The following is an 18,360-nucleotide window of genomic DNA, read 5'->3' on the forward strand; positions in this document are numbered from 1 at the left end:
CCTGCACCCACCGCGGCAACCACTGAAACACCCGCGCCACAACCCCACCCCTTCAACAAAGCGGTGTTGCAACAACCCCATGACCCCAAGGAACCTTGAGGGAATCTGATTCCCTCAAGGTGGCCCTCACGGACCGAAAACTGCCCCACCGCGAGCCCGTGAAGCGCTTCCGCCGCCTCAGCCGGTTTCGGCGACGCGGCACAGGATTTCCCCGTGCGGGATCGCGAACCAGCCGTCTGGGTCGGCCGCCCACGCGCGCCACCCCTCGGAGATGTCGCGGAGGTCTTCGGCGGTCGCGTGCCCGCCCGCCACGGCCTGCTCGGCGATCTTGGAATCCAGGATCCGTTCCGCCCACATTCCGCCCCACCACGCACGTTCCCCGGGCGTGGAATGACACCAGATGGAAGCACTCGGCTTGACGTCGCGGGCACCCGCGGCGTGCGCCCAGGCCAGCAGCCTCCGCCCGGCGTCCGGCTCGGAGCCGTTGGCGTGCGCGACCGCGCGGTAGACCTCCCGCCATCGGTCCAGTCGCGAGTCCGCCGGCCACCAGAACGCGGCGGCGTAATCGGTGTCGCGGGCGGCGACAATCCCGCCGGGCTTGGCCAGTTCGAGCATGTGCCGCAACGCTTTCACCGGCTCGGTCAGGTGCAGGAGCACCTGGTGCGCGTGCACGACGTCGAATCGGCCGATCGCGGCCGCCTCCGTGATGTCGGCGCGCTCGAACCGGACGTTGGACACGCCTTCGCGCCGCGCGTTAGCCCGCGCCTGCTCCAGAACGGCCTCCGACACGTCGATGCCGACCACCTCGCCAGGGGCCACTCGACGGGCGATGTCCACCGTGATCGTCCCGGGACCGCAGCCGACGTCCAGCACGCTGCGCCCGGGAAGCAGTTCCGGTGCTAGGTAGGCCGCCGAGTTGTCGACGGTGCGCCAGCGTTGAGACCGCACAACGCTTTCCGCGTGCCCCTGTCCGTACGCGCTCTCCGGAGACATAGTTCGAGACTAGGAGGCGATTCCCAAATACTGCAACGGCCTTCTCAGCGATTGGGAATTGCTGAGGCTCAGCAGACCCGGCGGCGCGGCCTGCCCAGCAGCCGCCTGCCCACCCGGACCAGTTCCCGGCGCAGGGTTTCGTCGTCCACCTCTGCCAGGTCGGGCGCTCCCCCCGCCATCGCGATGCCGGTGAACGCCACGATCGCCGTCACGCGGGCGGTCACGTCCAGTTCCGGCCCTCCGGCCACGATCGAGATCAGCGCCTGCTTGAACCCTTCGACGCCGTGCGCCGATTTCGCGAGGGCCGCGTCGATGCCCGGATCGCTGGAGAACAGCGCGACCAGCACCCGGTGCCGCACCACGAGATCGACGAAACCGTCCAGGAGATGGTCTACTCGCGCGCCGTGTCGCGGGTGCTTCGCGGCCTCGACGACCAGCTGGTCCAGCTCCCGGATGCCCGGCTCCGCGACCGCCTCGGTGATCTCCGCCTTCGTCTTGAAGTGGTAGTAGACCGCGGCCTTGGTGACACCCAGCTCGTCGGCGATCATCTGCAGCGACGTGCCCTCCACGCCGTGCTCGGCGAACAGCCGCAGCGCAGTGGCGAGCAGCCTGGTGCGGGTGTCCGCGACCGGTTCGACGGTCGTCATCGCGCCCTCCTCCTCAAGCGGAGTGCGCTGCTCCGCAGCACATCATGGTACTAGCCGAGCGACTAGGCCGACACTTGCCGTGCGGCTAGTCACATCCTAGCCGATCGGCTTGGCAGCTCCTTGCCGAACGGCTAGCTTCGAAAGGGCGATTCCAGTGCGGAGAGCCCGCTTCGGGCGCGAAACGGAGACGACTCGTGGCACCCTTCCTGTACCGGCTCGGCAGGCTGTCGTTCCGCCGCCGGGCCCTCGTGGCGGCGGTCTGGGCGCTTGTTCTCATGGCGTTGGGCGCGGGCGCGCTCACGCTGTCGGGCAAGCTGTCGGATTCGGTGACCATTCCCGGCACCGAATCGCAGCAGGCGATCGACCGGCTGACCGAGCACTTCCCGCAGGCCGCGGCGGGCGGCGGCACCGCGCGCGTGGCGATCGCCGCGCCGGACGGGCGGAAGATCACCGACCCGGCTGGCCAGGCGGCCGTCGAGGGCGTGGTCGGCAAGCTGAAGTCCGCGCCGAAGGTGGCCGCGGTCGTCGACCCGTTCCAGGCGAAGTCCGTCTCCCCCGACGGCCGGGTCGCGCTCGCGCAGGTGAGCTACCGGGTCAAGGGCTTCGAGCTCGGCGACACCGACCGTGAAGCGCTGCTCGCCACCGGCGACCACGCGAAGCAGCTGGGATACCAGGTCGAGTACGGCGGCGACGCGGTGCAGGGCGTCCCGGCGACCGGGGCCACCGAAGGGCTCGGCGTCGCGGTCGCGGCGGTCGTCCTGATCATCACCTTCGGTTCGCTGCTGGCCGCCGGCATCCCGCTGCTCACCGCGTTGATCGGGGTCGGCGTCGGGATGGCGGGCATCATGCTGGCGTCCGGTTCGATGGAGCTGAACTCCAACACCCCGGTGCTGGCGTTGATGATCGGGCTCGCGGTCGGCATCGACTACGCGCTCTTCATCGTCTCCCGTTACCGGCACGAACTGGCCGAGGGCCGAGAACCCGAGGAGGCCGCCGGTCGCGCGGTCGGCACCGCCGGTTCCGCCGTGGTGTTCGCCGGGCTCACCGTGATCATCGCGCTCGCCGGGCTCACCGTGGTCGGCATTCCGTTCCTCGGCCAGATGGGCGTCGCCGCCGCGGCGACCGTCGTGGTCGCCGTGCTCATCGCGTTGACGCTGCTGCCCGCGGTGCTCGGCTTCGCCGGTGCTCGCGTCGGCAACAGCAAGATCCGGGTGCGCCGCCGCACCGAAGACCCGACGCACGGCGAGCGCTGGGCGCGTTTCGTTGCGCGGCACCGGGTTCCGGTCCTGCTGGCCGCGCTCGTCGGGCTGGCCGTCGTCGCGATTCCCGCGCTGAGCATGCAGCTCGGCCTGCCCAACGACAGCACCGCCGCGCCGGACACCACCCAGCGCAAGGCGTACGACCTGGTCAGCAAGGGCTTCGGCGAGGGCGCGAACGGACCGCTGCTGGTCGTCGTCGACACCGGCCCGAACCACAACCCGGCCGCGCTGAAGCAGGCCGCCGCCGACATCGGCAAGCTGCCGGACGTCGCCGCGGTGACGCCGCCGAAGGTCAACCCGGCCGGAGACACCGCTGTGCTCACGGTGATCCCGAAGAGCGGTCCGAGCAGCACGCAGACCGAGGACCTCGTGTCGGCGATCCGCGCGCAATCGCCTCCGCTGAAGGAAAACACCGGCGGCAGCCTCGCGGTGACCGGCCAGACCGCGGCCAACATCGACGTGTCGCAGAAGCTGTCCGACGCGATGCTGCCCTACCTCGCGCTGATCGTCGGACTGGCGTTTTTGTTGCTGATGCTGGTGTTCCGGTCGGTCGTGGTGCCGCTGAAGGCGACGCTCGGGTTCCTCGGCTCGGTGGTCGCGACGTTCGGTGCGGTGGTCGCGGTGTTCCAGTGGGGCTGGCTCACCGATCTGCTCGGCGTCGCCTCGACCGGCCCGATCATGAGCATGCTGCCGATCCTGCTGATCGGCGTCCTGTTCGGACTCGCGATGGACTACCAGGTGTTCCTGGTGACCCGGATGCGCGAGGAACACGTGCACGGAGCCGAGCCGCAGGAGGCGATGGTGACCGGGTTCCGGCACGGGGCGCGAGTCGTCGTGGCGGCCGCGCTGATCATGATCTCGGTGTTCGCCGGGTTCGTGCTGGCCGAGTCGACGCTGATCCAGTCGATCGGGTTCGCGCTGGCCTTCGGCGTGCTGGTGGACGCGTTCGTGATCCGGATGACCATCGTGCCCGCGGTGATGTCGCTGCTCGGGCGCGGCGCGTGGTGGCTGCCGAAGTGGCTCGACCGGATCCTGCCGAACGTCGACGTCGAGGGCGAGGGCCTGGTCCGCGAACTCGGCGCCCCCGGCGACGACGAGCGCGAACTGACGCGGGTCTGATTTTTGTCGGTGCTGGTTCGTACCATCGGTTCATGACCGCTGGGGGCATGATGATCGAGGACACGGTACGGACCTGGGTAGCGGGATGGGCGTTGTCGCGGCAGACACCGCCGCCGGTCGAGAAGCCATGGGGGCTTTTCGTCGAGGTCCCGGACAATCCCGCCGAGGTGGGCAGGCACGTCCTGCCGGAGCCTGAGGAATCGCTGGTCCGCGCCGCCGTGGGCGCGGTCAGCGAACCTCGGACGTGGCTGAAAACGCCTGCCGAGCCGGAGACCCTCGAGCCGTGGATGCCGGAGGGATGGGTCGTCGCCTGGCAGGACACCGGGCATCTGATGGCGACGGATCTGCTGGCCACGAACCCGGTCGCGCCGGAGGGCTACACCGTGACGGCGGAGATCAGCGGAGCCGTCACGTTCCTCCGGGTGCTGGACGCGACGGGCGAACAGGCGGCGAAGGGCCAGATGGCGAGGGTTGGCGACGCGGTGATCGTGGACCGGGTGGCCACCGAGGAGACACACCGGCGACGCGGACTGGGCGGGTTCGTGATGCGCACCCTCGCCGACCGCGCACTCGCGGACGGTGCGATGCTCGGCATTCTCGGGGGTACGGATGCCGGGCGGGCGCTGTACGAGACGTTGGGGTGGAAGAAGCACGCGACGCTGGCCGAGTGCATTTATCAGCCGCTGGAGTCTTCTTGATGGGGATGGGCGCGGTTAGGTGAGGAGAGGTTCGCCCTTGGTCGCGGGGGGGTTCGCGTTGGTCGCGGGAAGGGCGCGCATTGGCGGCGGGATGGCCTGAGTTAGGCGCATCGGCGGTGGGAAGGTCGTTAGGGTGCGTAGGGGCGCGCGTTGGGGGCGGGAAGACCCGCCTCAGATGCGGAGAAGCGCATTAGCGGCGGCAAGATCGACCCTAGGCGTGGAGCGGCACGCATTGGGGGCGGAAAGCTCCGTTCGATGCGGGGAGATCCGCGTTAGTCGCGGGGAGGCGCAGGTCAGGCGGGGACGCGGCATTAGCCTCGGAGAAACGCGCGTCAGGTGGGGGCCCCGTGAGTCGCGGAGAAGCGCGTCAGGTCGGGAGGCCAGCGTGAGTCGCCGAGAAACGCGCGTCAGCTTCGGGAAGCTGCGGGGAGATCCGGGCCGGTCAGCTGACGAGCCAGGCGATGGCCCCGCCGATCGCCAGCACCGCCGCGATGCCCAGCACCACGGCGAAGAACTTCGCGGTCTTCCACAGCGAGTAGACCCCGCCGGCCAGGAAGCCGCCGAGGGCCAGCAGCAGGACCGCGATCAGCTCTTTGCTCACAGGGGTTAGCGTGCCACATGGCCTTCACCGTGACGGTACTGGGCAGCGCGACGCCGTACCCGCGCCCGGACGCTCCGTGCTCCGGGTACCTGGTGCGCCACGAGGACACCGCGATCTGGCTCGACGCCGGGCCCGGCACCCTCGCTGCGCTGCAGGAACACGCCTCGCCGGCGGAGCTGGACGCGATCTGGATCTCGCATCTGCACGCGGACCACGTCGCGGATCTGTTACCGGCGGTGTACGCGCTGTTGTTCGCGGATCTGCGCCTGCGACGGCCGATCCCGTTGTACGGCCCGCCCGGGACGGCGGCGCGGATCTCCGCGTTCCTCAGCAACACGGGACGCGCGCCGATCGAGGAGGCGTTCGCGGTCCGGGAACTGCACGACGGGCATCAGATCCGGGTCGGCGGCCTGCGACTGGAGACGGTGGCCGTGTCACACGGGTTTCCGGCGTTCGGGGTGCGGATCACTGACGGGGCACGGACTTTCGCGTACTCCGGGGATACCGGACCGTGCGAGGCGCTTTCGACGTTGGCGGAGGGGACGGATCTGTTCCTGTGCGAGGCGGACAGCATCGAGCCGTCCACGGAACATCTGACGCCTGCGGAAGCGGGCCGCGCGGCGGCGGGAGCGGCACGGCTGGTGCTCACGCATCTCGGCCACACAGTCACCGCGCGCGACGCGGTTCGCCTTGCGGCGGAACACTTTCCCGGGCCGGTGGCTTACGCCGCGCCGCGTACGGTGTTCCGCGTGTGAACCGCTGAAGCACGGGCCACAACCACGTGACGGTTCGGCGACGAGGCCGGGGTCGGTCATGGCCAGTGCCGCGCGGGAGAGGCGGCGAGGTGAAAGGCGCGGATTTGCTTGTCGGTGGACAGTGCCTCGGCCAGGAACGCTCGCGGCGGCACGGGTCGGGCAGTGCGGCGATCTCGAAGTAGTACTGCACCGGGCGCAGTGACACGTCGGCTTCGTCGGCGACCGCGCGCATGGTGACCGCGTGCAGGCCGTCGTGGGCGGCGATGCGGACGGGAGCGTCGGCGAGCTGTGCACGGCGTTCTGCGTGGTCGGCAGTTCGCGGCACGACGTGATCTTTTCCCGGATGGCGGCGACGTCATTGTGATACAGCTGTATATGGGAAATGGGGGCAACTGGTTTATGAGCCGCTGGGGTGGGACTGTCGCGCCGAGCGTGCGGGACGGCGCGGCGTCACGGATCGTGTTGCCGCTGGCGTGCGCGGCGCAGTTCATGGTGGTGCTGGACATTTCGGTGGTGAACGTCGCGCTGCCCTCGATCCAGCGGGCGCTGGAGCTGAGCTCGGCCGGGCAGCAGTGGGTGGCCAACGCCTACGCCCTGGTCTTCGCCGGACTGCTGCTGCTGGGCGGGCGGCTGGCGGATCTGTTCGGCCGCAAGCGAGTGTTCGTCGCCGGGCTGGCGGTGTTCGCCGCGGCGAGCCTGGCCGGCGGCCTGGCGGGCTCGGCCGGGCTGCTGATCGCGGCCCGCGCGGGACAGGGGCTGGGCGCGGCGGTGCTGGCTCCGGCGACGTTGACGCTCCTCACCGCGACCTTCCCCGAAGGAGCCGCACGCACACGCGCACTGGCCACCTGGACCGCGGTCGGGGTCGCCGGCGGAACGGCCGGGAACCTGCTCAGCGGGGTGCTGACCGAGTACCTGTCGTGGCGGTCCACGCTGCTGATCAACGTCCCGATCGGCCTGGTCGCGATCGCGCTGGCGGTCCGGTTCGTGCCCCGCGACCGCGACCGCGACGGCGCGCGGCGGCGGAAGCTCGATGTCCCCGGCGCGGTCCTGGCCACGACCGGCCTGGCGGCGCTGGCCTACGGCGTCTCCCGGGCGGGCAGCGCCGGCTGGGCCGAACCGTCCACAGTGGCCGGCCTCGCCGTCGGGGCGGTTCTGCTGGGGCTGTTCGTGCTCGTCGAGGCACGGTTCGCGGAGACTCCGCTGATTCCGTTGCGATTGTTCCGGATTCGCGCGGTTTCCGGCGGGAATGCCGTGATGCTGCTGGTCGGCGCGTGCCTGAATCCGTTGTGGTACTTCCTCACCCTGTCCATGCAGAACGTGCTGCGATACTCGCCGGTGCAGACCGGGCTCGCGTTCCTTCCGCACACCCTGGTGGCCATTCTCGTGGGCGCGCGGCTGACTCCGCGGCTGATGCGGCGGGTCGACGGGCGGATCCTGATCGCGGCGGGCGCGCTGCTCGCCGCGGCCGGGTTCGCCTGGCAGACCCTGCTGATGCCCGGCAGCGGTTATCCCGCCGGGATTCTGGGTCCGGCCGTCGTGTTCGCGATCGGCGGCGGGCTGCTCACCACCCCGATCACGGCCGCGGTCACCTCGGGCGTGGCCCCGTCCGAGGCCGGGGCGGCTTCCGGGCTGATGAACACCGCGAAACAGGTCGGCGGAGCCCTCAGTCTCGCCGTGCTGGTCACCGTCGCCGCACCGCGCAGCCCGGCCCCGGAAGCCCTCGCCGCCGACTACGGACGCGCGTTCCTGGTGATCGCCGTGCTCATGGTGATCGTCGCCGCGCTGGCGTTCCTCCTGCCCGCACAACGGGACCAGCCGCGGCGCGCCTAGCGATTCGGCGGGCCCGGCTGTCGTCGCAGGCCGGATCCGGTACGCGTGGCACGAGCCGAACCGGTCGCCCAGATCGCAGCCGCGCGAACGAGCCGGTGAAGTCCGGCGGCACGTCGAACATGCCCAGGCGGGTCACGAACAAAGATCCAGATGCTCGGCGGTGGGTGGCTCCGGGACCCAGTCGGCACTGCTTCAGCGTCATCGTTTTCGACAAAGCTCGGCGAGCACACCGGCCAATCGCCGCAGACTCGCGGGGTCGAGGTCGGGGACCACGTCGAGAACAGCGGAACCGCAGGCACTCAGCCGGGACCACCCGGCGGGACAGGCGGGCGACGACGGTCGTTCAGGCGTCCTGATCTGTTGTCGCCGCGCCGCGTGTTCCGCGCGCGAACCGCTAAAGCACGCCCTTCGTGGACGGAATCCCGCCAGCACGCGGATCCGGCTCCGTCGCCGCCCGCAGTGCTCGCGCCACGGCCTTGTACTCCGCCTCCGCGATGTGGTGCGGGTCGCGGCCGTGGACGACCCGGACGTGCAGTGCGATCTGCGCGTGGAACGCCAGCGAGTCGAAGACGTGCCGGGTCAGGACGAACGGGTAGTTGTTGCCGATGGTGAACGTGTTGTACTGCTCCGGTTCCCCGACGTGCACGCAGTACGGGCGGCCGGAGACGTCGATCGCGGCGTGGGCGAGCGTTTCGTCCATCGGGATCCACGCGTCGCCGAATCGGCGGATGCCGCTTTTGTCGCCTAGGGCCTGGCGCAGCGCCTGGCCGAGCACGATCGCGGTGTCCTCGACGGTGTGGTGCGCGTCGATGTGGACGTCGCCGGTCGCCTCGACCTTCAGGTCCAGCGAGCCGTGCACGCCGAACGCGGTGAGCATGTGGTCGTAGAACGGCACGCCGGTGGCGATGTCCACCTGCCCGGTCCCGTCGAGGTCCAGCTGGACCAGGATGGACGATTCCTTGGTGGTGCGCTCGATCTTGCCGACGCGGCTCATCGCTTGATTTCCTTACTCGCCTCGAGGAAGGCGTCGTTCTCCTCCGGGGTGCCGATGGTCACCCGCAGGTGTCCCTCGATGCCCACGTCCCGGATCAGCACGCCGTGGTCCAAATAGGACTGCCAGCTGGCAGGCGCGTCGCTGAACTGTCCGAAAAGGACGAAGTTGGCGTCGCTCGGAACCGGGGTGAAACCCAGTCCCAGCAAGGCTTCCACGACGCGGTCGCGTTCGGCGGAGAGCCGGTGCACCGACGCGAGGGTGGCGTCGGCGTGCCGGAGGGCGGCGCGGGCGGCCGCCTGGGTGATCTTGGAAAGGTGATACGGCAACCGGACGAGCTGCAGTGCGTCCACAATGGCCGGTGCGGCGGCGAGGTAGCCCAGCCGTCCGCCGGCGAAGGCGAACGCCTTGCTCATCGTGCGCGACACGATCAGCTTCGCCGGGTACTCCGCGATCAGCTCGATCGCGCTGGCCTGCGAGGAAAACTCCGCGTACGCCTCGTCCACCACCACGATCCCCGGGGCCGCGTCGAGCACGCCGCGCAGCTGGTCCAGCGGGATCGACCCGCCGGTCGGGTTGTTCGGGCTGGTCACGAACACGATGTCCGGCTTGCGCTCGGCGACCGCTTCGGCCGCTCGCGCGGTGTCGAGCGTGAAGTCCGCGCGGCGCGGCACCGGCAGCCAGTCGGTGCGCGTTCCGGTCGCGATGATCGGGTGCATCGAGTACGACGGCTCGAAGCCCAGCGCGGTGCGGCCGGGACCGCCGAACGCCTGCAGGATCTGCTGCAGGATCTCGTTCGACCCGTTCGCCGCCCACACGTTGGACTCCGACAGCACCACTCGCGTGGACACCGTCAGGTAGTCCGCCAGATCGGTGCGCAGCGCCACCGCGTCGCGGTCCGGGTACCGGTGCAGCGACGCCGCTTCGGCACGCACGGCCTCGGCGACGTCGTCGACCAGCTCGGGCGGCGGCGGGTACGGGTTTTCGTTGGTGTTGAGCCGGATCGGGACGTCCAGCTGCGGCGCGCCGTACGGGGTGCGGCCACGCAGGTCCTCGCGCAGCGGGAGTTCGGCGAGAGTGACCTCGCCGCCCGGGATCGCTTCGTTCATCGGCCGTCTCCTTCGAAACGCGCGGTGACGGCTTCGCCGTGCGCGGGCAGGTCTTCGGCGTCCGCGAGGGCTACGACGCGGGGGGCGATCTCGCGCAGGGCGTCCTCGGAGTAGTCCACGACGTGGATCCCCTTCAGGAAGCTCTGCACCGACAGACCCGAGGAGTGCCGGGCGAACCCGCCGGTGGGCAGCACGTGGTTCGAGCCCGCGCAGTAGTCGCCCAGCGAAACCGGGGCGTACGCGCCGACGAAAACCGCCCCGGCGTTGCGCACCCGCGCGGCCACTTCGCGGGCGTTCGCGGTCTGGATTTCCAGGTGCTCGGCGGCATACGCGTCCACGACGCGCAGTCCGTCGTCCACAGTGGACACCAGGATGATGCCGGACTGCTTGCCGCCCAGCGCCTGGCCGACCCGTTCGGAGTGCTTCGTCGCGGCGACGCGGGCGACGAGCTCGGCCTCGACCGCGTCGGCCAGCTCCTCGGAAGTGGTCACCAGGACACTCGCGGCCAGCGGGTCGTGTTCGGCCTGGCTGATCAGGTCGGCGGCGACGTGCACCGGGTCGGCCGTCTCGTCGGCGAGGATCGCGATCTCGGTGGGACCGGCCTCGGAATCGATGCCGATCACGCCGCGGACCAGGCGCTTGGCCGCGGTGAGGTAGATGTTGCCCGGCCCGGTCACGATGTCCACCGGGGCCAGCTCGGCGCCGTCGGTGTCGACGCCGCCGTACGCGACCAAGGCGACCGCCTGCGCGCCGCCGACCGCCCAGACCTCGTCCACGCCGAGCAGCGCGGCGGCAGCCAGGATCGTCGGGTGCGGCCGCCCGCCGAACGCGGCCTGCGGCGGCGAGCACACGACCAGCGAGCGCACGCCGGCCAGCTGCGCCGGGACGACGTTCATCACCACGGTCGACGGGTACACCGCCAGCCCGCCCGGCGCGTACAGGCCGACGCGGTCGACCGGCACCCAGCGCTCGGTGACCGTGCCGCCGGGGACGACCTGCGTCGTGACGTCCCGGCGGCGCTGGTCCGAGTGCACCTTCCGGGCGCGCTTGATGGACTCCTCCAGCGCGGCGCGGACCTGCGGGTCCAGCTCGGACAGCGCCTTGGCCAGCTCCTCGGCGGGCACCCGGACCGTCTCCGGGCGCACCTTGTCGAACCGCTCGGTGAACTCGAGGACCGCCTCGACCCCGCGGTCCCGGACGGCCTCGACCACCGGCCGGACCTGATGCAGGGCCGCGTCCACGTCGTACTCGGCGCGCGGAAGCGCGGCACGGAGCTCGGCAGCGGAGGGGACCTGCCCGCGCAGGTCGGTGCGGTTCAACATGGACACCAGGGTACGAGGTGGCCCGCGAGCTCCCGGCAGGGATACTCGGTGACGACCCGCTGTCCCCGGACCAGGGAGGCTCGTGTGCCCCGGATCGCGTTGTGCCAGCTCAACTCGGGCGACGACCCGGAAGAAAACCTGAAAACGGTTCGCTCCGGCGTGGAGGCCGCGGCGGCCGCCGGAGCCCGGGTGGTGGTGTTCCCGGAGGCGACGATGGCCCGCTTCGGCCGTCCGCTGGCCCCGGTGGCCCAGGCGCTGGACGGCCCGTGGGCGTCGGCGGTGGCCTCGATCGCGGCGGAACACGACGTGCTGGTGATCGCGGGAATGTTCACGCCCGCCGATGACGGACGGGTGCGGAACACGCTGCTGGTCACCGGGCTGGGGCAGCATCTCGGATACGACAAGATCCACCTGTACGACGCGTTCGGGTTCGCCGAATCGGACACTGTCGCGCCGGGGTCGGAGGTCGTGACGTTCTCGGCGGAGGGGACGGTGTTCGGCGTCGCCACCTGCTATGACCTGCGGTTCCCGGAGCTGTTCCGGCGACTGGCCGACGACGGCGCGGACGTGGTGGCGGTTCCGGCTTCGTGGGGCGCGGGGGCCGGGAAGCGGGAGCAGTGGGAGGTGCTGGTGCGCGCGCGGGCGCTGGACTCCGGCTGCTGGGTGGCGGCTTGCGGGCAGGCTGATCCGTCGGCGACCGGGGCGGAGGTCAATCCGAAGGCGCCTACCGGGATCGGATACTCGCTGGTGGCGGACGGTTTCGGACGGGTGGCGGAGCAGGCCGGGGCCGGGGTGGAGATGCTGGTGGTGGAGGTGGAGCCGGAGGTGGCGGGGAAGGCTCGGACGGCTACTGGGGCGTTGGCGAACCGGCGGCTCTGACCAGGTCGTCAGGAGGGCCCCGCACTGATGGAGATCAACCCAGCAGGTGCCGATTAAAGGCTTCAAGCGCCCGGGAAAACCGCGCTGAGTCCTCGGAGGAAATGTCCAGCTTAATGGTTGTCTCGATTTCGATCTGCTCGCCGTTGGCGAGCTTTTCGTGCATGAACAATCCGCGGCACGTCCCCGCACGTCGCCGGGCGATCCGAACGCCGTCGCTTGAGATTCTCCGGAAAAAGCGCGGAAAAATTCCTCGCCGCGCTGATAACTAATGCCCGCTCTCGCAATGAGGCACGCTTCGGCGCTCGAATCTCGTCCACGGCTTGGCCGCCTAATGCCGGGAAACGAACATCACGACGAAGCGCGTTCCTCGTAAATCTTCGGCAGGTACTCGGTCAAGTCTTCCCCGGCGAACGACACCGCGACGTCGTAGTCGAACACCGCCGTGTCCCGAACCGTCAGCGGAGCAACCCTTCCCGAATCGCCACCCGCACAAACCCAGCCCGCCGCCGCTCCCCCGTCTTGTCCCGGATCCGGTCCAGGTACGACCGCACCGTCCGGACGCTGATGTCCAGGATCTCCGCCACGTCGACGTCCCGCTCCCCCGCCGCGACCAGGCGCAGGACCTGTTTTTCCCGCTCCGACAGCACGATCTTCGGTCCCGCGTGCCGTTCGTCGCTGTCCTGGATGATCATTCCGGCCAGCGTCGGCGAGACGTACGCGTTGTCCTCCGCGATAGTCCGGATCGCGCGCAGCAGTTCGTCCCCGTCGACGTCCTTCGACAAGAACCCCTTGGCCCCGGCTTGCATCGCGCCGAGGACCTCGGGCTGTTCCGCGTGCGCGGACACCACGAGCACCTTGTGCCCCATCTGCCCCACCTCGAGCACTGCCGCCGCGTCCTGGACGCCGCGCAGTTTCAGGTCGAGCACCACCACGCTGCCCGGCGGCTGGTCCTGTACCGCGAACCGCGCCACGGAGTCGGCTACCGCGCCCAGTTCGATGTCCGGGGCCTCGTACAGGACCCTGGCGACCGCGTCCCGGTACAGCGGGTGGTCTTCGATCACCCCGACCTGGATGGGTCCGCTCCGGCGCCGCCCCTCGTCGGCTTTCACGTCACTGTTTCCTTCCCCACCAGCCCGCGGCGGATCGCTTCCTTCACGAGGCCGGGGCGCCGCCGTTCGCCGGTCTTGTCGCGGATCCGGTCGAGGTAGCCGCGCACGGTGCGGACGCCGATGCCGAGGATCCGCGCGATGTCGACGTCCCGCTCCCCCGCCGCGACGAGCCGCAGCACCTGCACTTCGCGCGGCGACAGCTCCATTTCCGGCCGCGTGACCGGGCGGTCGGTGTTGTCCTTGATGATCATTCCGGCGACGACGGCCGACACGTACGCGCCGCCGCCCGCGACCGCGCGGATGGCGATCAGCAGCTCGTCTACGTCGACGTCTTTCGACAGGAATCCCTTGGCGCCGGCGGCGATCGCGGCGAGCACCGTCTCCGGTTCGGCTTGCGCGGACACGACCAGCACGTGATGGCCCAGCTCCGCGACCTCGAGCACCGCCGCCGCCCCGGCGACGCCGGGCAGGCCGAGATCGAGGAGGACGACGCTTCCGGCCGGCTGGCGCGCGACGTGGAAGCGGGCGACCGAATCGACCACCGCGCCCAGTTCCACGTCCGGGGCCTCGAGGAGGACGCGTTCCACCGAGCGGCGGTAGAGGGGGTGGTCTTCGATGACGGCCACCGGGATGTTGCCCGGGGCCCAGGAATCCGGCTGTTCCGGGTCTCCCGCGTCGCCGATCCGCTGCGCTGTCGTGGTCACCGGCTCGCTCACCCCGTTCCCGCAGGCTGCCCGGCCGCGGCGGGATCGAGCGCGGGACCGGTCGGCATCAGCGCGAGAAGCCCGCCCGCGACCGGATGCCCGGACCCAGAACCGTAGCCCAGCGACGTGAGCGCCGTCCCGTTCGCCACCGGATATTTTCGGCCTGTGTCCGTGACGAGATAAATCGTTCCGGACCCGGCGTCCGTCGCGACCGCGCCGCGCGAGGGCGGAACGTAGACGACGTCCGCGACCCGGGCGTCCGTCCGGCTCTGCACCGGCAGCGCGCGGCCGCCGGACGGGACCGGCAGATCCGCCGAGACGGTCACGCGGCCGTTCTGCGCGCACAGGGTCACCGCACTGCCGGTGATCGGCGCTTTGCCGGGGATCCGGTCCGGATAGGCCGCCGGATCCGCGCCGCCGGAGCGGGATTCGCTCACCTTCTTCACCGCCGCGACGTCCGCGGCGCGCACCCGCGCCGGTTCCGGACGGCCCGAGTACGCCGATTCGTTCGCCGGGGTCGTGACGAGCAGCGCGGCCTGGGTCTGGCCGACGGGTTCGAGACCGTCCGGGCGGACGAGGTAGTACGTCGAGGCGGTGGCCGCCCCGGCCATCGGGTCGACGACCGACAGCACCTGGCCGACGCGCGTCTCCTGCGTCCCGACGCGCGGGCCGCGGTTTCCGGCGCCGTCGACTGGTATCTCGCCGAGGTCGCGTCCGGCGGGCACGGTGTCGATCCAGCGCGCGGACACGGTGATCGTCGGGTAGCTGTCGAATTGCAGTGCCGCCGCGGCTTCGTCGCTCAGCCGGTACCGGTGGCCGCCAGCGAGCAGGAACCGGCCGCCCTGCGGGACGCGGACGATCACGCCCGAATCGCGCGGCAGCTCGACCCCGGACGCCGCCGCTTCCAGCAGCACGGCGACGAGCGGTTCCGCCGAGGCGGGCGCGTCCTGGGTGGTGCGGCTGCAACTGGTCCACGGGGTGGTGATCAGCGTGCTGGGCAACGAATCCGGCGCGCCGACGATGCCGATCTGCGTGCCGCGCGGGGCGGTGCCGAGCTTCTCGGCGGGCACCGTGACGGTCTCATGTCCGTTGCCGCCGGCCAGCAGCCGCGCGGACGCGTAGTTGAGCACCGGGTGCACCGCGCCGTCCGCGCCGAGCACGAACCTCGCCCCGCTGTCCGCTTCCACGATCACTTTGCCGCCGGCCAGCCAGTCCTTCCCGCCGGACGGGCTGACCAGGCCGATCACCCCGAACACCGCGGTCACGAGCAGGGCCGCGCCGACGCCGAGCACCGTGCCGAGCACGAGGCGGCGGCTGGGCGACACCGGATGGTTGGCGTCCGCGGCGACGAGCGCGGACACGAGACGGCGGCGCAGGAATTGGTATGCCTGGATCTGGTCCCGCTGCGTCCACACGCTGTCCCGGCCCCCTGGAGATCACATCCGCTTCTCGCGCAGGCTAGACAGCTCCTCCGGCGCGCACGAGGGTAATTTTTACGCCCACGCGCCCGCGCGGGGACGCTAGCGTTCGCGGGGCCGGGTCGCTGCCCGGGGAAGAGGGGAATGCGTTGTCCGTGTCCGCGCCGCCTGCCCCGGCTCACGCCCGCGCTCCCGGGACCCCCGGGATTTCGGGCACCGCGCCGTGGCCGTGGCTGCTGCCGATCCGTCCGCTGCAGGCGGCCGGGTGGGAGATCGCCGCGCTGGCGATCCTGCTGGCGTTCACCGTGCACGGTCTGGCCCAGCCGGTGCGGATCACCGTCGCCGCGCTGGCCGGGCTGCTGGTGGTGACGACGTCGGTGCGCGTCGCCGGACGGCATTTCGCGGGCTGGGCGTGGACGTGGCTCGCACATCGCCTGCGTCGCCACGACAGCCGCCGCTACAGCCCGGACGCGCTGCTTCGCGTCGCCGGTCCGGTGAAGGTCCGCCAGCACGTCGACCGCGCGGGCAACCGGTTCGGCGTCGCCGAGGTCGACGGCGACTGGAGCGCGATCGTCCGCCTCACCCCTGGCGCCGGCGAGCCGTCGACCGACGAGCTGCTGGCGATCCTCCGCACGACGTTCCAGAACACGGACATCCCGCTGGCCGCCGTGCAGTTGCTGACTTGGGCGGTGCCAAGGGATTCGCGGGTGTACCGGGTGCGCTGGCTCGCGGTGCGCTACCGGCCGGAAGACGCGCCGATCGCCGCCCTCGCCCGGGGCGGCGGTGAGCTGGGTGCGTTGCGGAGCACGGCGAGTGCGGCGTTGAGCTTGATGGTGGCGCTGGCGGAGACGGGGTATCCGTCGACCGTGCTGGAGGCCGGCGAGCTGACCAACGAGCTTCGGGTGGCGCTGGGTGTTTCGACCGGTGCCCCGGAGTCCGACGGGGATTTGTGGCGCGCGTGGAAGTGGGGCGGGCTCACGCAGACGTGCTACTCGCCGCGGTCTGCGCGAGGTCTTGCCCGCACGCTCGGGGTGGCGGTGCCGGGGGCGGCGTTCACCGCTACGTCCGCGACGTTGCGGCGGACTCCGGGCGGGCGGGAGAAGCTGGAGCTGACCATCCGGGTGGGGGCTCGGGCGGAGGAAGCGCCGGTGCCGCAGGGGGTTTCGGTGGTTCCGTTGCATGGGGAGCACGGGGCCGCGGTGCGGAGGACGTTGCCTCTCGCGCTGACCTGAGCGCACCCGACGCCCGACGGCTGGCTTCCGCGGCTGCCAGCCGTGCGGGCAACGGGTGACTCAGCGCGAAGAAGTTCATTCCCCCTGGCGAAGCAGCCGCTCCAGTTCGCTCTCCGCCGCACCGCTCCCCGCGTCCGAAAGCCGCTGCAGCTCCCGCAGATCGCGCTTCTCCACCGCCCGCCGGGTCAGCAACCGGCCCGCGCGTTCGCTGCCCTCGTCCAGCAGCTCCGACAGCTCGGCCAGGTCGTCGCGGCCGTCGGCGAGGTCGGCGAGGCGGTCCAGTGCGGTCTCGTTCCCCTCGTCGGCAAGCGCGCGCAGGGTGTCGTAATCAGCCATGCCGCCAGCTTCCAACCTTGCCCCAGGGACAAGGTCAAGCGCGATACTGGAGCATGCTCACCATCGGCCAGCTCGCTCGCCACGCCGGGGTTTCGGCCAAGGCTGTCCGCGTCTACCACGCCAAAGGGCTCCTCCCCGAGCCGGAACGCGACGCCTCCGGGTACCGCCGTTACGACGCGCAGGCGGTCATCGACCTGGCCCGCATCGTCACGCTCGCCCAGGCCGGCGTCCCGCTGGCGCGCATTCCCCAGGTGCTGAACGCCGACGAGACCTCCGCCCAGCTGGACCGGATCGACGCCGAGTTGCGCGAGAAGATCCGGCAGCTCGAACAACGCCGCGTCCGGCTGCGGGACCTCGATCGACCTGATCGGCTCTGCCTCCCGCCCGAAGCCGTCGCGTTCATGGAGCGGTTGAAACCGGTCGGGCTGTCCGAACGCCACGAGCGCGCGATCCGCGACGGCTGGATCCTCGCCTGCGCGCTGGCCCCGGACATCAGCCGCGCCATCCTCGCCAGCCGCGTCGCGCTGCTGGACGACCCGGAGTACGTCGAAGTCCTGCGCGGCTACGACGAGGCGATCGACTGGAGTCCCGACGACCCGAGGCTGGCCGCGATCGCCGGCACCGCCGCGGCACTCGCGCAGCGGATGACGTTGCCGTCTGATCTGCCGGGCTTCCGGGAAGTGCCCCGCCAGGTCGTCGAGCTTCTCGCCGGGCATCTCGACAGCCCCGCGTGGAACCGCCTCGATCAGCTGGTCGCCCAGCGGGTCAGCGAAGCGAAGAACGCGCCGTCGGAGCCAAGCGAAGCCGCTGCACGCCAGGCATAGCCAACCTGCGTTCGAACGTCCGCAGTGCGGCGAGGTCGGGGAAAACCCAGACCCCCACGCGGACGTTCTCCCCTTCCCGCACCGGCAGCGCGCGGAAGGTGTTCTCCGCTGGCTCGGTGACGAAGGAAGCGAACGGCTCAGGGAAGTCGCTAGAAGCCGGGCCGATGAGGACCAAGATTCGCGATGCCGGTGCCGCCGCGTCGAGCGGCCGGGACAACGGCGGGAAGTCGGCTTCGGGGCGGAGCAGCAGGACGTTGTCGCTGTCGAGCATGGTGGCGTTCGCGGCGTCGCGGTGTTTCCGCCAGGCCTCGCCTTCGAGATAGAACGCGGTCAGCGCGGCGTGCCGGGCCGCCAGGTCCGGGAAGGAACGGAACCACACGAACCGGTCCGGGTCGTCCTCGTCGCGGAATTGGCCGACGACCGCGCAGCCCGCGGCCTCCTGCGGTTCCAGCAGCTCGCGGTCGAACAGGTCGATCAGGACGTCCCGGTGCCCGGGCCGGAGGGTGTACTGGCGGAGTTCCACGGCGGTCACCG

The 18,360-nt window shown here is 70.9% G+C and carries 20 protein-coding genes; 8 read left to right on the forward strand and 12 right to left on the reverse strand.

The features are described 5' to 3' along the window. Window positions 1–177 precede the first annotated feature (177 nt). On the reverse strand, window positions 178–993 hold the full coding sequence (locus ACZ7SW_RS43885; protein ID WP_470236296.1) for a class I SAM-dependent methyltransferase: 816 nt from the start codon (window positions 991–993) through the stop codon (window positions 178–180). Between the two features lie 68 nt (window positions 994–1,061). Then, window positions 1,062–1,640, reverse strand: a complete 579-nt coding sequence (locus ACZ7SW_RS43890) for a TetR/AcrR family transcriptional regulator (protein WP_470236297.1) — start codon at window positions 1,638–1,640, stop codon at window positions 1,062–1,064. Between the two features lie 194 nt (window positions 1,641–1,834). Here ACZ7SW_RS43890 and ACZ7SW_RS43895 point away from each other — a divergent pair, with 194 nt between their 5' ends. Both ACZ7SW_RS43895 and ACZ7SW_RS43900 read left to right on the forward strand, forming a co-directional pair. Further along, on the forward strand, window positions 1,835–4,018 hold the full coding sequence (locus ACZ7SW_RS43895; protein ID WP_470236298.1) for an MMPL family transporter: 2,184 nt from the start codon (window positions 1,835–1,837) through the stop codon (window positions 4,016–4,018). A 32-nt stretch (window positions 4,019–4,050) separates the two neighbouring features. Further along, window positions 4,051–4,716 carry a GNAT family N-acetyltransferase gene (locus ACZ7SW_RS43900; protein ID WP_470236299.1) on the forward strand — a complete coding sequence of 222 codons (666 nt, stop codon included), beginning with the start codon at window positions 4,051–4,053 and terminating at the stop codon, window positions 4,714–4,716. 442 nt (window positions 4,717–5,158) lie between these two features. On the opposite strand, the gene ACZ7SW_RS43905 is transcribed toward ACZ7SW_RS43900, so the two are convergent. Continuing rightward, window positions 5,159–5,317 carry a hypothetical protein gene (locus ACZ7SW_RS43905; protein ID WP_162836028.1) on the reverse strand — a complete coding sequence of 53 codons (159 nt, stop codon included), beginning with the start codon at window positions 5,315–5,317 and terminating at the stop codon, window positions 5,159–5,161. Window positions 5,318–5,334: 17 nt separating this feature from the next. Here ACZ7SW_RS43905 and ACZ7SW_RS43910 point away from each other — a divergent pair, with 17 nt between their 5' ends. From ACZ7SW_RS43910 to ACZ7SW_RS43920, 3 genes are all read left to right on the forward strand, one after another. Further along, the gene (locus ACZ7SW_RS43910) at window positions 5,335–6,072 is read left to right on the forward strand and encodes an MBL fold metallo-hydrolase (RefSeq protein ID WP_470236300.1); all 738 of its coding nucleotides are present in this window, start codon (window positions 5,335–5,337) and stop codon (window positions 6,070–6,072) included. Between the two features lie 241 nt (window positions 6,073–6,313). Continuing rightward, window positions 6,314–6,436 carry a hypothetical protein gene (locus ACZ7SW_RS43915; RefSeq protein WP_470236301.1) on the forward strand — a complete coding sequence of 41 codons (123 nt, stop codon included), beginning with the start codon at window positions 6,314–6,316 and terminating at the stop codon, window positions 6,434–6,436. A 35-nt stretch (window positions 6,437–6,471) separates the two neighbouring features. Beyond that, the gene (locus ACZ7SW_RS43920; RefSeq protein WP_470236302.1) at window positions 6,472–7,902 is read left to right on the forward strand and encodes an MFS transporter; all 1,431 of its coding nucleotides are present in this window, start codon (window positions 6,472–6,474) and stop codon (window positions 7,900–7,902) included. A gap of 394 nt (window positions 7,903–8,296) precedes the next feature. On the opposite strand, the gene hisB is transcribed toward ACZ7SW_RS43920, so the two are convergent. The 3 genes from hisB to hisD are packed head-to-tail and all read right to left on the reverse strand — an operon-like array spanning window position 8,297 to window position 11,324. Further along, window positions 8,297–8,896 (reverse strand): imidazoleglycerol-phosphate dehydratase HisB, encoded by a 600-nt coding sequence (gene hisB / locus ACZ7SW_RS43925; RefSeq protein WP_470236303.1) that lies wholly within the window; start codon window positions 8,894–8,896, stop codon window positions 8,297–8,299. Continuing rightward, complete coding sequence (locus ACZ7SW_RS43930) at window positions 8,893–10,002, reverse strand: histidinol-phosphate transaminase (RefSeq protein WP_470236304.1); 1,110 nt, start codon at window positions 10,000–10,002, stop codon at window positions 8,893–8,895. The genes hisB and ACZ7SW_RS43930 overlap by 4 nt, the downstream gene beginning before the upstream one ends. Beyond that, a complete protein-coding gene (gene hisD, locus ACZ7SW_RS43935) occupies window positions 9,999–11,324 on the reverse strand; it encodes a histidinol dehydrogenase (protein WP_470236305.1) in 1,326 nt (441 codons plus the stop codon). Before hisD ends, ACZ7SW_RS43930 begins: the two co-directional genes overlap by 4 nt. 84 nt (window positions 11,325–11,408) lie before the next feature. On the opposite strand from hisD, the gene ACZ7SW_RS43940 reads away from it, so the two are divergent. After that, window positions 11,409–12,203: a carbon-nitrogen hydrolase family protein gene (locus tag ACZ7SW_RS43940; RefSeq protein WP_470236306.1), complete on the forward strand. Its 795-nt coding sequence runs from the start codon at window positions 11,409–11,411 to the stop codon at window positions 12,201–12,203. A gap of 34 nt (window positions 12,204–12,237) precedes the next feature. On the opposite strand, the gene ACZ7SW_RS43945 is transcribed toward ACZ7SW_RS43940, so the two are convergent. From ACZ7SW_RS43945 to eccB, 4 genes are all read right to left on the reverse strand, one after another. After that, window positions 12,238–12,366, reverse strand: coding sequence for a hypothetical protein (locus ACZ7SW_RS43945; RefSeq protein ID WP_470236307.1), 129 nt, complete (start codon window positions 12,364–12,366; stop codon window positions 12,238–12,240). A gap of 292 nt (window positions 12,367–12,658) precedes the next feature. Continuing rightward, window positions 12,659–13,312, reverse strand: coding sequence for a response regulator (locus ACZ7SW_RS43950; RefSeq protein ID WP_470236308.1), 654 nt, complete (start codon window positions 13,310–13,312; stop codon window positions 12,659–12,661). After that, window positions 13,309–13,995: a response regulator gene (locus ACZ7SW_RS43955; RefSeq protein ID WP_470236349.1), complete on the reverse strand. Its 687-nt coding sequence runs from the start codon at window positions 13,993–13,995 to the stop codon at window positions 13,309–13,311. The genes ACZ7SW_RS43950 and ACZ7SW_RS43955 overlap by 4 nt, the downstream gene beginning before the upstream one ends. A gap of 29 nt (window positions 13,996–14,024) precedes the next feature. Then, window positions 14,025–15,431, reverse strand: a complete 1,407-nt coding sequence (eccB, locus tag ACZ7SW_RS43960; protein ID WP_470236309.1) for a type VII secretion protein EccB — start codon at window positions 15,429–15,431, stop codon at window positions 14,025–14,027. Between the two features lie 152 nt (window positions 15,432–15,583). Between eccB and ACZ7SW_RS43965 the strand changes: the two genes are divergently transcribed. After that, window positions 15,584–16,666, forward strand: a complete 1,083-nt coding sequence (locus ACZ7SW_RS43965) for a type VII secretion protein EccE (RefSeq protein WP_470236310.1) — start codon at window positions 15,584–15,586, stop codon at window positions 16,664–16,666. A 75-nt stretch (window positions 16,667–16,741) separates the two neighbouring features. On the opposite strand, the gene ACZ7SW_RS43970 is transcribed toward ACZ7SW_RS43965, so the two are convergent. Continuing rightward, on the reverse strand, window positions 16,742–17,002 hold the full coding sequence (locus ACZ7SW_RS43970) for a hypothetical protein (RefSeq protein ID WP_470236311.1): 261 nt from the start codon (window positions 17,000–17,002) through the stop codon (window positions 16,742–16,744). A 53-nt stretch (window positions 17,003–17,055) separates the two neighbouring features. Here ACZ7SW_RS43970 and ACZ7SW_RS43975 point away from each other — a divergent pair, with 53 nt between their 5' ends. Next, the gene (locus ACZ7SW_RS43975) at window positions 17,056–17,826 is read left to right on the forward strand and encodes a MerR family transcriptional regulator (protein ID WP_470236312.1); all 771 of its coding nucleotides are present in this window, start codon (window positions 17,056–17,058) and stop codon (window positions 17,824–17,826) included. On the opposite strand, the gene ACZ7SW_RS43980 is transcribed toward ACZ7SW_RS43975, so the two are convergent. Next, window positions 17,768–18,358 carry a putative quinol monooxygenase gene (locus ACZ7SW_RS43980; RefSeq protein ID WP_470236313.1) on the reverse strand — a complete coding sequence of 197 codons (591 nt, stop codon included), beginning with the start codon at window positions 18,356–18,358 and terminating at the stop codon, window positions 17,768–17,770. The two genes, ACZ7SW_RS43975 and ACZ7SW_RS43980, sit on opposite strands and share 59 nt — an antisense overlap. Window positions 18,359–18,360 lie beyond the last annotated feature (2 nt).

The organism is Amycolatopsis sp. NPDC114484 (assembly GCF_055633755.1).

What these genes read in the sequence shown, in the direction of transcription:
- ACZ7SW_RS43885 (WP_470236296.1), bottom strand. Translation starts at nt 993, where the DNA reads ATGTCTCCGGAGAGCGCGTACGGACAGGGGCACGCGGAAAGCGTTGTG.
- ACZ7SW_RS43890 (WP_470236297.1), bottom strand. Translation starts at nt 1,640, where the DNA reads ATGACGACCGTCGAACCGGTCGCGGACACCCGCACCAGGCTGCTCGCC.
- ACZ7SW_RS43900 (WP_470236299.1), top strand. Translation starts at nt 4,051, where the DNA reads ATGACCGCTGGGGGCATGATGATCGAGGACACGGTACGGACCTGGGTA.
- ACZ7SW_RS43910 (WP_470236300.1), top strand. Translation starts at nt 5,335, where the DNA reads ATGGCCTTCACCGTGACGGTACTGGGCAGCGCGACGCCGTACCCGCGC.
- ACZ7SW_RS43920 (WP_470236302.1), top strand. Translation starts at nt 6,472, where the DNA reads ATGAGCCGCTGGGGTGGGACTGTCGCGCCGAGCGTGCGGGACGGCGCG.
- hisB (WP_470236303.1), bottom strand. Translation starts at nt 8,896, where the DNA reads ATGAGCCGCGTCGGCAAGATCGAGCGCACCACCAAGGAATCGTCCATC.
- ACZ7SW_RS43930 (WP_470236304.1), bottom strand. Translation starts at nt 10,002, where the DNA reads ATGAACGAAGCGATCCCGGGCGGCGAGGTCACTCTCGCCGAACTCCCG.
- hisD (WP_470236305.1), bottom strand. Translation starts at nt 11,324, where the DNA reads ATGTTGAACCGCACCGACCTGCGCGGGCAGGTCCCCTCCGCTGCCGAG.
- ACZ7SW_RS43945 (WP_470236307.1), bottom strand. Translation starts at nt 12,366, where the DNA reads ATGCACGAAAAGCTCGCCAACGGCGAGCAGATCGAAATCGAGACAACC.
- ACZ7SW_RS43970 (WP_470236311.1), bottom strand. Translation starts at nt 17,002, where the DNA reads ATGGCTGATTACGACACCCTGCGCGCGCTTGCCGACGAGGGGAACGAG.
- ACZ7SW_RS43975 (WP_470236312.1), top strand. Translation starts at nt 17,056, where the DNA reads ATGCTCACCATCGGCCAGCTCGCTCGCCACGCCGGGGTTTCGGCCAAG.